The 12916-nt window shown below is 34.5% G+C and carries 13 protein-coding genes and 1 pseudogene; 4 read left to right on the forward strand and 10 right to left on the reverse strand.

All coding sequences use genetic code 11. The annotated features are described in order from the left end of the window. Positions 1-46: 46 nt before the first annotated feature. The 10 genes and pseudogenes from CaldiYA01_RS12070 to CaldiYA01_RS12580 form a co-directional block, all read right to left on the reverse strand. Positions 47-889, reverse strand: coding sequence for a ParB/RepB/Spo0J family partition protein (locus tag CaldiYA01_RS12070; protein ID WP_207180069.1), 843 nt, complete (start codon positions 887-889; stop codon positions 47-49). Positions 890-1026: 137 nt separating this feature from the next. Then, complete coding sequence (rsmG, locus tag CaldiYA01_RS12075; RefSeq protein ID WP_207180070.1) at positions 1027-1743, reverse strand: 16S rRNA (guanine(527)-N(7))-methyltransferase RsmG; 717 nt, start codon at positions 1741-1743, stop codon at positions 1027-1029. 34 nt (positions 1744-1777) lie between these two features. Then, positions 1778-3664, reverse strand: coding sequence for a tRNA uridine-5-carboxymethylaminomethyl(34) synthesis enzyme MnmG (mnmG, locus tag CaldiYA01_RS12080; RefSeq protein WP_207180071.1), 1887 nt, complete (start codon positions 3662-3664; stop codon positions 1778-1780). Between the two features lie 32 nt (positions 3665-3696). Continuing rightward, positions 3697-5064 (reverse strand): tRNA uridine-5-carboxymethylaminomethyl(34) synthesis GTPase MnmE, encoded by a 1368-nt coding sequence (mnmE, locus tag CaldiYA01_RS12085; protein ID WP_207180072.1) that lies wholly within the window; start codon positions 5062-5064, stop codon positions 3697-3699. Between the two features lie 89 nt (positions 5065-5153). Continuing rightward, the gene (gene jag, locus CaldiYA01_RS12090; protein WP_207180073.1) at positions 5154-5780 is read right to left on the reverse strand and encodes an RNA-binding cell elongation regulator Jag/EloR; all 627 of its coding nucleotides are present in this window, start codon (positions 5778-5780) and stop codon (positions 5154-5156) included. A gap of 29 nt (positions 5781-5809) precedes the next feature. Beyond that, on the reverse strand, positions 5810-6835 hold the full coding sequence (gene yidC, locus CaldiYA01_RS12095) for a YidC/Oxa1 family membrane protein insertase (RefSeq protein WP_207180074.1): 1026 nt from the start codon (positions 6833-6835) through the stop codon (positions 5810-5812). Between the two features lie 53 nt (positions 6836-6888). After that, positions 6889-7116 carry a membrane protein insertion efficiency factor YidD gene (gene yidD / locus CaldiYA01_RS12100; protein ID WP_207180076.1) on the reverse strand — a complete coding sequence of 76 codons (228 nt, stop codon included), beginning with the start codon at positions 7114-7116 and terminating at the stop codon, positions 6889-6891. Positions 7117-7119: 3 nt separating this feature from the next. Continuing rightward, positions 7120-7479, reverse strand: a complete 360-nt coding sequence (gene rnpA / locus CaldiYA01_RS12105; protein WP_207180078.1) for a ribonuclease P protein component — start codon at positions 7477-7479, stop codon at positions 7120-7122. 89 nt (positions 7480-7568) lie between these two features. Continuing rightward, entirely contained in the window at positions 7569-7703 is a 135-nt protein-coding gene (gene rpmH, locus CaldiYA01_RS12110) for a 50S ribosomal protein L34 (protein ID WP_013291559.1), read from the reverse strand. 280 nt (positions 7704-7983) lie between these two features. Next, positions 7984-8159 (reverse strand): annotated as a pseudogene (locus CaldiYA01_RS12580) (RNA-guided endonuclease InsQ/TnpB family protein); the annotation flags it as partial. A gap of 350 nt (positions 8160-8509) precedes the next feature. On the opposite strand from CaldiYA01_RS12580, the gene CaldiYA01_RS12120 reads away from it, so the two are divergent. Genes CaldiYA01_RS12120 through CaldiYA01_RS12135 form a run of 4 tightly spaced genes read left to right on the forward strand, consistent with a single transcriptional unit; the run spans position 8510 to position 12471 of the window. Continuing rightward, on the forward strand, positions 8510-9982 hold the full coding sequence (locus CaldiYA01_RS12120; protein WP_207180080.1) for a spore germination protein: 1473 nt from the start codon (positions 8510-8512) through the stop codon (positions 9980-9982). 21 nt (positions 9983-10003) lie between these two features. After that, on the forward strand, positions 10004-11110 hold the full coding sequence (locus CaldiYA01_RS12125) for a GerAB/ArcD/ProY family transporter (RefSeq protein ID WP_207180081.1): 1107 nt from the start codon (positions 10004-10006) through the stop codon (positions 11108-11110). After that, entirely contained in the window at positions 11107-12231 is a 1125-nt protein-coding gene (locus tag CaldiYA01_RS12130; protein ID WP_207180083.1) for a Ger(x)C family spore germination protein, read from the forward strand. Before CaldiYA01_RS12125 ends, CaldiYA01_RS12130 begins: the two co-directional genes overlap by 4 nt. A gap of 21 nt (positions 12232-12252) precedes the next feature. Then, on the forward strand, positions 12253-12471 hold the full coding sequence (locus CaldiYA01_RS12135) for a hypothetical protein (RefSeq protein ID WP_207180085.1): 219 nt from the start codon (positions 12253-12255) through the stop codon (positions 12469-12471). Positions 12472-12916 lie beyond the last annotated feature (445 nt).

Consider the following 12916-nt stretch of genomic DNA (forward strand, 5'->3'; position numbering starts at 1 on the left):
GGACAATCCCTTTCTGCACTTTTTTTGCAAAAAAGTACCTCCTCTTTTATGAGGAGGTCTGCGGGGATTTTTTATTTATTCTAACGATTATTTCGTAGTATGCCTCTGTTTTGTTTTCTTTTATATCATAATTTATATCAGTTTTTTGGAATATTTTCAAGGCCTTTTTTATGGTATTATATACCACTCTGCAATCGTTCATAGATACTTTAATTACTCTTGAAGCTTTATTAGCCTTTTTGCCACTAAGAAAATCAGAGATAAGTCTTTCTGTCTGTGAAACAGTAAGACCGCCTTCAATTATTCGCGATAGTATATATTTCATATCCTCCTGCGACTCAAGTTTTAAAAGAGCACGCGCATGACGTTCTGAAAGACCATGTTCACGTATCATCCATCTTATATCAGCCGGTAGCTGTAAAAGCCTAATTTTATTAGCAATAGCGGACTGGGTTTTTCCAACTCTTTTTGCAATCTCGACTTGTGTGAGACCAAACTCGTCAGCAAGTTGTTTGTAACCTTGAGCTTCTTCGAAAAAGTCAAGGTCTTGACGTTGTATATTTTCTATGAGCGCTAAAATTGCACTTTCAATGTCAGTTACATTTATCACAACTGCTTTAATTTTACTATAGCCCAGATGTTTGCAAGCTCTGAGTCTTCGCTCGCCCGCAATGAGATAATAAAATTCACCTTTTTTCCTCACAATAATTGGCTGCAAAAGCCCATAAGTTTTTATTGATACAGCCAACTCTTCAATAAGTCTTTCATCAAAATTAATTCTTGGTTGATATGGATTTGGCAAAACCTTTTCAATTGGAACATCTTCAATGTAATATATATCTTTTTCAATATCCCCCTTGTTTGCCTGACGTATCAAAAGCGAAAACAACTTTTATTTTCCCCTTCCTTTAAAAATCCTCTTTGGTAATCTATTTATTTATATTCTTCCCTCCTTAAAAAAATCCTTCTTTTAATTTCTAAATTTTTCATACATTTTCAAACAAGATAAAACAATTTTCTCATTGACTATAGGGGTTTTTTTACAATCTGCTTTGTATTTCTGGGGAAATTTGACGGTGTATGTCGCAATTTTTTTATAACAATAATACTTCTTTTTTCCTCTGAGTATGGAAGCACAAATTTTTCTATACTATAAATTTCTCCACCCAAAACTTCAATTGCATTTTTCGCAGTGTCAATTTCATCTTCACATTCAAATCCTTTTTGAGCTAAAAAAACACCGCCAATTTCTAGTAGCGGAAGAGCATATTCACACAGGACATTCAATCTGTCAACTGCACGAGCAAATACAAACCTAAATTTTTCTCTAAACTCCTCTTTCCTGCCTAAAATTTCTGCTCTTTCACACACAACTGTCACACCAGAAATTCCCAAACATTCTTTTACCTCATTCATAAATTTACACTTTTTCTTGTTTGAGTCATTGAGAAATATATTCAATCTTGGCATTGCAATCTTAACAAAAAGTCCTGGTGCACCAAATCCAGAGCCAATGTCTATAGCAACAGGGTTTTGATACGAGTTATCTTCCTCAATGAATTTTAACAGTGACAGAGAATCAGCAATATGTTTTACCACAAACTCATTTTCATTTTCTATAGCTGTAAGGTTAAAAAGTTTATTTTTCTCCAGTACCAAATTCATATACTTAATAAAAAGTTGTTTCACAACCAGTGGATTTTTAACCTTATAGTATTCAAGAACTTTATCCAACAATTCCATTTTTCGTTTCCCCTTTAAAATGTAAAGGTTAAAATTAATCTTTTTGGTCGTGTTTGACTGTCTCAAGCCAGATAAGAAGAACAGATATATCTGCCGGTGAAACACCAGAAATTCTCGAAGCCTGGCCAATTGAAGTAGGTCTTATTTGCGAAAGTTTTTGTTTTGCCTCAGTTGAAAGACCAATAATTTTATTATAATCAATCCATTCTGGTATCTTTTTATTTTCAAGTTTTTTAAACTGTTCAATCCTCTCAAGTTGCTTTTTTATATACCCTTCGTATTTTATCTCAATTTCAACCTCATCCTGAACATACCACGGAAGTTCTGGTCGGTTTGTATCTATATCCTTCAAATCGTCATACGAAAGCTCAGGCCTCTTTAACAAGTCAGAAAGCCTAACACCCGATGAGATTGGTGACGAACCCTTTTGCACTAAAAGATTATTTACCTTTTCGTTTGGCGGTATTATAGTATTTTTTACCCTGTTAATCTCATCTTCTATCATCTTTTTCTTTTGCAGAAACTTTTCATATCTTTGTTGTGATATAAGCCCAATCTTATAACCAATTTCAGTAAGACGAAGGTCTGCATTGTCCTGCCTCAAAATTAGTCTGTATTCTGCTCTTGATGTCATAATACGGTAAGGTTCATTTGTCCCTTTTGTTACAAGGTCGTCTATCAAAACTCCAATGTAAGCTTGTGACCTGTCCAAAACAATCATTTCTTTTCCCTTGACATACATTGCTGCATTAATACCTGCAATTATTCCCTGTGCAGCTGCTTCTTCGTATCCTGACGTCCCATTTATCTGTCCGGCCGAAAAAAGCCCTTTTATTTTCTTAAACTGCAACGTAGGTTCAAGTTGTAATGGGTTTATACAGTCATACTCAATTGCATATGCAGGTCGCATAATCTTTACATTCTCAAGCCCTATCACACTTCTGTACATCCTCACCTGCACATCTTCTGGCAAAGAGGTTGACATTCCTTGGACATACATCTCGTCTGTATCTATCCCTGTTGGTTCAATAAACACCTGATGTCTTGGTTTATCTGAAAATCTTACAATTTTATCTTCAATCGAAGGACAGTATCTTGGCCCAATTCCAGAAATAAGACCAGTAAAAAGTGGTGCCCTGTGAAGGTTTTCTCTTATTATTCTATGAGTTTCCTCTGTTGTGTATGTCAAATAACAAGGCACTTGTTCAATATTAAAATTATCTTCATTCTCAAAAGAAAAGGGCAAAGGCTTTTCATCTCCTGGCTGAATCTGCATCTTTGAAAAGTCCAAAGACCTTCTGTGAACACGCGCAGGTGTGCCAGTCTTGAACCTCATCATCTCAATTCCAAGTTTTTTAAGATTTTCTGTCAGATATCTTGCTGGATGCATACCGTCAGGACCACTATCAAAAACAGTCTCACCTATTATTACCCTTCCACCAAGAAACGTACCTGTTGCAAGCACAACCGCTTTTGCTAAAAAAATTGCGCCTGTTGTAATTTTAACACCCTTTACACGTCCATCTTCTACTAAAACCTCGCATACCTCTGCTTGCCTTATATCAAGGTTTTCTTGATTTTCAAGTACTTTTTTCATATACAGCCTATATCGGCTTCTATCACACTGTGCTCGCAGTGAATACACCGCAGGACCTTTTGCCCTGTTTAAAATCCGTACCTGAATTGCTGTTGCATCTGCAGCCTTACCCATCTCACCACCAAGCGCGTCAATCTCACGAACTAAGTGTCCTTTACCTGTCCCGCCAATGCTTGGATTGCACGGCATATTGCCTATAGAGTCTAAGTTAATAGCAAAAACGATGGTTCTAAGTCCAAGCCGAGCAGATGCAAGCGCAGCTTCTATTCCTGCATGTCCAGCTCCAACAACCGCAACGTCATATTCACCTGCAACAAATTCCATAATCTAAAGATTTACCCCCCTTTTTAAATATTTTATTTGCCAATACAAAACATTGAAAATATCCTATCTACCATATCTTCTGTAACATTTCTTCCAGTTATTTGATAAAGACTATCAAGTGCATTTCTTATGTCAATTGAAAGAATATCAAGTGGCACTGTATACAGGTTTTCTTTTGCTGAAAGTAAAAACTCTTTTGCTTTTAAAAGAAGTTCTTTGTGACGAAGGTTTGTTATAAGCACACTATCTTGTGATTCAAGGTTTTGACTTAAAACTTCATTTGCAATTGCCTTTTCAACAAGTTCCAAGTTCTTGTCATGCTCCACAGATATGAAAATCCCTTCTTTCCCAAAAACCCTTTTAATGTCATCCTGTGAAATATTTACTTCTTTATCTATTTTGTTTACTATAACAATAAACCTCTTATTCTTTATAGCCTCAAAAATCTCCAAATCATCCTGCAATATACCACTTGATTCTACCATGAATAGCACAAGATCAGACCTTTCTATGCTTTCCAATGTCTTTTTAACACCAATTTTTTCAACAATGTCATCTGTTTTTCTTACCCCTGCAGTGTCAGCAAGGATTATCGGAATACCTTCTATGTCTAAAACCTCTTCAATCACATCTCGTGTTGTACCTGGTATGTCAGTCACAATAGCCTTTTCCTCTTTCAATAGCCTGTTAAGAAGCGAAGACTTTCCTACATTTGGTCTTCCAACAATAACAGTATAAATCCCACTCTTTATCGCTTTTCCAGTCTCATATGATTTTTCAAGTTTCTCTATTTTTGCCAGCGCAGCATCTATTATGCTCAAAATTTCACTGTGTGAAATTTCATCAACCTCATGTTCAGAAAAGTCTATTGATGCCTCAATAGATGCAACAAGATTCAAAAGAAGCTGAGTGATCTCTTCAATTTTTTGGCTTAGCAACCCTTTTAACTGTTTTGCAGCATTTTGTTGCAAAAGCCTTGTTTTTGAATTTATTATATCAATAACAGCTTCAGCCTGAGACAGGTCAAGTCTGCCGTTTAAAAATGCTCGTTTTGTAAACTCACCCGGCATGGCATGACGCGCTCCATTTTTAATTGCTGTTTCCACAATCCTTTTTAGTACAACCAATCCCCCATGGCTCTGAATTTCAATAACATCCTCACCTGTGTACGAATGGGGAGATTTAAACTTTATCAAAATTGCTTCATCAATAAACTCATCACCATCGTACACGTCAACAAGTGCTGCATACCTTATAGGAATGTCTTTCACTGTATTGTATTTTTTGCTTCTTATAATCCTTTCAGCAATATCAAAAGCATTTTTACCTGATATTCTAACAATCCCTATTCCACCTGTTCCAATTGGAGTTGAAATTGCAACTATTGTGTCAAACTCCATCTTTTACTTTCCCCTCTTTTAAAAACATTTTAGAATACAAACAAAGCAGGGCAAAAGTATTTTACCCTGCTTTTTAAATTCGTATCAATTTATTTTAATGTAATGACAACCTTTCTATAAGGTTCTTCTCCTTCTGAGTATGTTGTGACAAACCTGTGATTTTGCAAAGTAGTATGAATTATTCTTCTTTCGTATGGAGTCATAGGTCTTAACTTGATACTTTTTTTACTTTTTGCCACTTTATCTGCAAGCGACAGTGCAAGCTTCTTAAGCCGCTCTTCTTTCCTTCTTCTAAAGTTTTGGCAGTCAAGAAGAACTCTAACAGTTTCATCTTCTTTTACTCCTCTGTTGACAACTACACCTGTCAAAAACTGAAGAGCATCAAGCACCTCTCCATCTTTGCCAATAAGCTTAAACGTATTTTTCCCAAAAAGATTCACTTTTATAAACTCTCCATCTCTTACCATATCCATCCTGTCAATCTTGACATCCATGTTATCAAGAACATTTCTCAAGAACTCTTCAATCTTTTCTTCAGGCGTCTGTTTTGCAATCACCTTTACCTTTTCAGGACGCGCACCAATAATCCCCAAAATTCCTTTCGACCCCTCGTCAATCACCACAATTTCAGCCTTATCACGCGATATACCAAGATCTTTCAAAGCAAGGTCAACTGCCTCATCCACCGTCTTTGCAGTTTTTTCTACCCATTTCATAAAAATTTCTCCTCCGCACAAGAAATTTTTTATTTTTTCTTTTTCTTACTTGTTCTGTGCTGACCAGAAATTTGTTGTTTCAACCTTTCAAGCTCTTTTTTTCTTAATCTTTCCTGATCATCGTCCTGAGAATTTTCTGTTCTGGTTTTAGTCTTTTTGCTTTCATCTTGCTCATCAATTTTTTCTCTTTCTGATTCAATCTCCTGCATTTTGAGTGCCTGTTTTTCGAGCTGTTTTTTCTTCTCTTCTTCCTCTTTTTTGTGTTTCAGCTTTTTGTACACAACCTCGTTTGCTATAAACTGTTGCAGGATTGTAAATAGGTTTGTAACAGTCCAGTAAAGCACAAGACCAGAAGGCACCTGCAGAGCTATAAAGTAAGACATAAGAGGGCTGAAAATCATAAGGCTTCTGTTCATACTCTCTGCCATAACATTTGACTGGGATGAGGAATACTGTGGGTTGAACTTCTTTTGGCTATTCATCGAATATAGGATTGACAAGAATGAAAATGCAGCGCTCAAAATAGGCAGTACTATTAGCTCTTTCTGGGCAAGGTTTATCCCGAAAAAGTGCATGTCAAGACCAAGCTTCTGAGCCTCATCTACAATCCTTTGCGTAATATTGTAACCTGTTGCGCCTGTTATAAGGTCTTTAACATACTGATGAGATTTTCCAAGCACGTACACAAGCGGGTTTTGAAATACATAGTACAGCGAAAACAAAATAGGAATCTGTATAAGCAGCGGCCAACAACCACCTGCAGGATTGTAACCCGTCTCTTGGTAGAGTTTTAACATCTCCTCTTGCATCTTTTTCTGGTCGTTCTTATATTTTTGCTGTATCTCCTGAAGTCTTGGTGCAACTTCTGCCATCTTGGAGGTTGATTGAATCTGTTTTATATACAAAGGAAGAAGAAGCCCTCTTACTATCAATGTAAGAAGTATGATAGCTATGCCATAGCTTCCTGGAATGTGAGCGCCGTGTAAAAAGTCGTATATGAACTTTAAAAGCCGTCCAAGTGGGATTGCTAAAAAATCAAGCCATGTCGGGTTCAAAATTTCTTTCCTCCTCTAATTTTCTAACTTTTTATTTCAATTTCAAATTATTTCTACTTTAAAGGGTCATATCCACCGGGATGAAACGGATGGCACTTGATAATTCTTTTAAATCCCAGCCATAGTCCGTAAAACCCATATTTCTCAATTGCTTGCAGTGTATACTCAGAACATGTCGGGTAAAACCTGCAACTTGGTATTACTTTTAGTGGTGATATAAACTTCTGATAAAATCTTATCAAAAATTTTAATGTTAGTAAAATATATTTTTTTACACTCATTTTTCATTCCTCTTTCAAAAGCCTCAGTCTTTTAAACGCTTTTTCAAGGTCATCTTTAAAATAGTTTAGATGAATCTCTCTTGCTTTTACTTTATCATCTTTCATCTTTCTTGCAATCACCACAACGTCAAACCCCTGCTTGATTTTATCAATGTTTTCTAAAATCCAAGCACGCACAATCCTTTTAAACCGATTTCGCGCTGTTGCCTTGCCAAACTTTGACGACATCGAAATCCCAAACCTACTAATCGCAAGTTTATTTTTCAACGAATAAACAACAATCTTTTCTTGTACAGCAAACCTTCCTCTTTTTATACAAGCTTCAAACTCTTCATTCTTTTTTAGTGAATAGAACTTGTTCATTCACTTTCTTTCCTTGCTAATATATTTTTTATTGCAATTATTTGTTTTTTAAGTAAAAAGACCACTTTTTGCTCTAAAGTGGTCTTCCACTACACCGCAAGTCTTTTTCTACCTTTGAGTCTTCTTCTTTTTAAAACTTTTCTTCCACCTTTGGTTCGCATCCTTACCAAAAATCCGTGCGTTCTTTTTCTTCTTTTGTTATGAGGCTGGTATGTTCTTTTCATATTCTGCCCTCCTCCCTCTAAAAAAGTTATGCTATTTTAGCTATATTTTCGTTACTCAGTATACAGTGAACTACAATCCACCTTAAAGAGGTGGAATCTTGGCAAAAAGTTTGGTAACATCTCAAGTTACCCTTACAACTATGTCTATCGATCCATTTATATCTGCATTTACTACATACCCACAACCTCACAATCTTTGCATACATACAATCCTCTATATTTCCTGCTACTTTTGCTAACATGCACGCATCTGCAGCCTCTTTGTGAGGTGAAACTTTCAATTGTCAAGCCCTAAGTCTACCCCTAAATACCTGCTCAAATCAAAAATTCTCAGCTGCTGCTTACCTTCATACACATACTCAATCTCAAACCATCTACCACCTAGCCTTGGCACTATCCTTACTTACTTATTTTCTTACCTAAAACCGTGGCTGGCAACTCAACATACAGGTACCTTCCATCTTGATGTTTGTTAATCATATCTTATATGGTTTTGTATTTTGTACATTTTAAACACCTGAGGAATATTATATCACATTTTCAGCAATTTATCTCTATCTTGGAGAAGGTAAAATCTCATTGCTTAATTTTTCGATAAAACAAATTTTATTATACTCCAAATCATGCAAAAAAGTCAAAGGGATTATTTCATAGGCTTTGTTTAAGTTCTATCCCATAAATATCTTTAACACTATTTATCTACCACCTCTTTTATAAAGAATTATAACACTTATTAACCTCAATGGTATAATATTTTTTCTTACAGGGCAAAATTATTATCAGAAAATATATTGCTGGAGAAAAAGATGAAAAAAAATTCTGGTTCAAATTCAATCACACCATCTTATGACCAGAATATTCAAAACATTAGGAACGAATTTGGAAACTTTAGTGACCTTATAATAAGAGAATTCAAGATAGGAAGCAGTAATATAAAAGCTTTTCTTGTTATGATAGACGGGCTTGTTGACAAGATGGTAATAAATGAACACATTTTAAAACCTCTCATGAGAGATATCAGTATTTATAGAAAGGAACAATTTACATGTGAAGAGGTATATACCTTTATTAAAGAAAACATTCTATACAGCCACTGTATAACAGAAGAAAGTGACTGGGCAAAGACAGTTCATTGTATATTGTGCGGTGATGTTGCACTTTTTATCGAAGGTATAGACAGATGTCTTTTGATATCTGTACGAGGATGGGAGTCCCGCGGAATTGAGGAACCAAACACAGAGGTTGTTGTAAGAGGACCAAGGGAAGGTTTTACTGAAAACTTGAGAACAAACACAGCACTTATCAGAAGAAAGATACGCGACCCAAAACTTAAGATTGAGTCAATCAAAATTGGAAAGATATCAAAAACAGACATCGCAATATGCTATATAGAATCAATTGCAAAAAAAGAACTTGTAGATGAGGTAAAAAGACGCCTCGAAAAGATTGATATGGAGTACATTCTCGAATCAGGATATATAGAATCTTTTATAGAAGATGGTAAATACTCTATTTTCCCAACTGTTGGAAATTCAGAAAAACCAGACGTAGTTGTCGGGAAAATTATGGAAGGAAGGGTTGCAATACTTGTGGATGGAACACCTTTTGCTTTAACAGTTCCATACTTATTTGTTGAAGCTTTTCAGACAAGTGAAGACTACTATTCAAGGCCGTACTACTACAGTATTGTAAGGCTTTTGAGATACTTTTCATTTTTTGTTTCAACAACCCTGCCAGCACTGTACATTGCAGTTACAACGTTTCATCAGGAGCTTTTACCAACATCACTTTTAATCAGCATCACAAGCGCCCAGGCAGGTATTCCTTTCCCCTCGTTTGCAGAAACACTTACAATGCTTGTAATATACGAAATATTAAAAGAAGCTGGTGTGAGGCTTCCACGGCCGGTAGGTCAAGCAATTTCCATTGTTGGTGCACTTGTCATTGGTGAGGCAGCTGTCTCAGCCGGGCTTATCGGTGCTCCAATGGTTGTAACAGTTGCATTTACTGCAATATCCACTTTTATGATTCCTGCAATATCCGACGCAGCCACAATTATAAGATTTGCGTGTGTTATAATGTCTGCTATATGTGGACTTTACGGAATAATGCTTATATGGATTTTAATGATAATTCATCTTTGTAGCTTAAAATCATTTGGAATAAACTATCTTGCACCTATAGCTCCAGTTGTGGTCCATGATCTCAAAGACGTGTTTGTCCGACTCCCTTGGCGAATTTTGAAAAAAAGACCTATTGTCTTCAATAAAAAATTCTAATGCTGGGTGGTATAAGTTAAAATGTCAAATTCAAAAATATCATATTACCAATTCTTGTGTCTATTTTTTGTAAACAGAATAGTGATGGTACTTACATTTTTACCAATATTCAATGCACCGCCAAAAAACCAGGATGTGTGGCTTTCGGTCGTATTTATGTATCCGTTTTCTATCTTAGTATCATTACCACTTATTTATCTATGCTATTTATTTCCAAATCAAACATTTACAAGTATGCTTCACATTGTATTTGGAAGGTTTTCTATAGTTTTATCTATCCTATATATCTGGTTTTTCTTTCACATTACAGCAATACAAGTTGCACAGTTTGTTGAGTTTATGGCAACAGCTGTTATGCCACAAACGCCAATTCTTTTTTTAATAGTGACAATGCTAACTATTTGTCTTTACGCACTTAAAAAAGGTATAGAGCCTTTGGCAAGATTTGCTCAAATAACAACGTTTATTACAATCCTGAGTCTTGCAATTATCATAATAATTTCTTTAAGATTTTTTGACCCTGCAGCATTAAAACCTGTTTTAGAAAAAAATATTACACAGTCTATTTTTGGTGGAATATATCTGTGTTCACTGAGCTCTGAAATAATTACTATTGGAATGATAAATCCGTATATTGTCAAAAATAAAAACTGTATATTTAAAGATATGACAAAAATCATTGCAGTGGCTTTTTTATTAGTCGACATATTTTATCTTGCAATTACAATGCTTGTACTTTCACTTTTTGGCTATACTCAAGCAAGCAGGCTCTCATTTCCATTTTACTCTGCAATAAAGGTACTAAATATTGCAGAGTTTCTTGAAAGATTTGAATCTCTTCACATGGCCATTTGGATAATGGGTATATTTCTCAAAATCACATATTTCATGTACATCCTTCTTACTACAATGCAAGAGCTCAGAAATACAGCAGACTACTTTGTATATGCAATTCCTTTTACATCTGTGCTTACTCCTTTTGTTTTTTATATAATTCCTAACTTTTTGTCTCTTGACAGGTTTATGAGTTACAGATATTTTACACTGTATTCATATATCTTCATATTTTTTATACCACTTTTTACCCTTTTATTTGCAAAAATAAAGCTGAGGGCGAGAAAGAAATGAAAAAGTTTGTATTTTCTCTAACAGTAATTCTTTTAACATTAATTTTTCTGACAGGCTGCTGGAACAGAAAAGAACTTAACGATATACTGATTGTTCAAGCAGTTGGAGTTGACAAAAACCAAAGCGGGCAGTTCAAACTAACATACCAGGTATTAAAACCAAAGGTTCTCAAAAATCCGGCAAATATACCTTCCACCTCTCAACAAAAAGGAGTGTGGTGTTTCTCTTCAACAGGCAAAAGCATATTTGACGCTATTCGAAATGCAACGCTTTCGTCAGATAAAAAACTTTTCTTTTCTCACAACAAGATTATTGTTATTAGTGAAAAAGTTGCACATCAAGGAATTGAAAATATTCTTGATATGTTCTTAAGATATCACGAGTTCCGACCAGATGCATATATAATAGTTACTTCAGATGACATTGAAAAGTTTTTAGACACAAACGTTCCGATAGAATCGATACCCGCAAAAGAGCTTGAAAATGTAATAAAAAATTATTATGCAAATTCAAAAGTGCTTCCTATTAGCATATATGAGTTTCAAAAGATGTCTAATACAAAGTCAAAAACTGCACCTGTACCATTTGTGACAACAAAATTGTCAGGTGGTCAATCTTCACAATTACAGATGTTTTATGTAGAAAAAACGGCTGTGTTCAGCAACTACAAACTGATAGGATATCTTACTCACAATGAGTTAAGAGGACTTTTATGGGCAGTTGGTAAAATAAAAAGTGGAATATATCCTGTAAAGATTGGCAAAGACATGTTTTCTTTAGAACTTATACAAAGCATGACTAGTATCAATGTTAAAAGAAAGCTTGGCAAAGCTCTTTTTACTCTTCAAATAACTACTGAGACAAACCTTGGTGAAAAATATTCAAACTCTTATATCTCAAGTTCATTGATTGAAGAAATAAAAAAAGAATTCAGTAAATCTATCAAAAACGATGTTAACAAGGTATTGGAAAAATCGTTTGACCTCAATTGTGACATTCTGCACCTTAGCGATTTTTATTACTCTTCTTACAAGAAGCTTTTAAATTTTGACAAAAATCTTATTTCTGTCTCAATTGTTGTAAAGCCTTTCATAAGGCGATTTGGTATGATGAAAGAATGAAATTTAAGGAGAAAAAAGGCTATGAATATAGGATTTATAGTTATTGCTTACACGCTAATTTTTTCTACAGAGTTTCTTATCTTAAAAAGAAGGTATCTTCAAAAAGAGATTTTTTTTACAAGCATTTTGATTTTAATAGGGCTTTTACTCAGCCTAATCTTGAATTTCAAGAAAAATGTACCAAATCCTCACATTTTAATTGAAAAGCTATTTGACAAGTTATTTTCTCTATTTATGTAAACAAAAAACTTAAAAACTTTTAAAAATAACATGAAAAATTATTCACAAGAAAAACTATGTTTACTTACTTTTTAAAACCCGTCATTTTTTCTGTATCTTTATAAAAGCATTGTTCTTATAAAAAGTTAACCATTGTTAATCAAGATATCCACATGTGAAAATTTAATTTTAATAAATTTAATTCACAAAAATAATCCACATATCCACAATTTTATCCACAGACTTTTAACAGGGTGTAGACAATTTTTTCACTGTGGAAAATTTGATTCTCAAAATATATTTTCTTATTGATGTGGATAATTTTTTTTGGTATATTTAATAATGCTTCTAAGATTATAAAACATATTTTCGGTTGTGGAAATTATTTTTCCACAGTTGTTGATAACATTGTGGATAACATTTAAAAATTGATTTTTAAAACTACATAAAAAGGGTGGATATTCAC

This window comes from Caldicellulosiruptor diazotrophicus (assembly GCF_017347585.1).
Taxonomy (GTDB): Bacteria; Bacillota; Thermoanaerobacteria; order Caldicellulosiruptorales; family Caldicellulosiruptoraceae; genus Caldicellulosiruptor; species Caldicellulosiruptor diazotrophicus.

Excerpts from the sequence above, each read along its gene's own strand:
- rsmG (WP_207180070.1), bottom strand. The coding sequence starts at position 1,743 with ATGGAATTGTTGGATAAAGTTCTTGAATACTATAAGGTTAAAAATCCA.
- mnmG (WP_207180071.1), bottom strand. The coding sequence starts at position 3,664 with ATGGAATTTGTTGCAGGTGAATATGACGTTGCGGTTGTTGGAGCTGGA.
- mnmE (WP_207180072.1), bottom strand. The coding sequence starts at position 5,064 with ATGGAGTTTGACACAATAGTTGCAATTTCAACTCCAATTGGAACAGGT.
- jag (WP_207180073.1), bottom strand. The coding sequence starts at position 5,780 with ATGAAATGGGTAGAAAAAACTGCAAAGACGGTGGATGAGGCAGTTGAC.
- yidD (WP_207180076.1), bottom strand. The coding sequence starts at position 7,116 with ATGAGTGTAAAAAAATATATTTTACTAACATTAAAATTTTTGATAAGA.
- rnpA (WP_207180078.1), bottom strand. The coding sequence starts at position 7,479 with ATGAACAAGTTCTATTCACTAAAAAAGAATGAAGAGTTTGAAGCTTGT.
- rpmH (WP_013291559.1), bottom strand. The coding sequence starts at position 7,703 with ATGAAAAGAACATACCAGCCTCATAACAAAAGAAGAAAAAGAACGCAC.
- CaldiYA01_RS12120 (WP_207180080.1), top strand. The coding sequence starts at position 8,510 with ATGAAAAAAAATTCTGGTTCAAATTCAATCACACCATCTTATGACCAG.
- CaldiYA01_RS12125 (WP_207180081.1), top strand. The coding sequence starts at position 10,004 with ATGTCAAATTCAAAAATATCATATTACCAATTCTTGTGTCTATTTTTT.
- CaldiYA01_RS12130 (WP_207180083.1), top strand. The coding sequence starts at position 11,107 with ATGAAAAAGTTTGTATTTTCTCTAACAGTAATTCTTTTAACATTAATT.
- CaldiYA01_RS12135 (WP_207180085.1), top strand. The coding sequence starts at position 12,253 with ATGAATATAGGATTTATAGTTATTGCTTACACGCTAATTTTTTCTACA.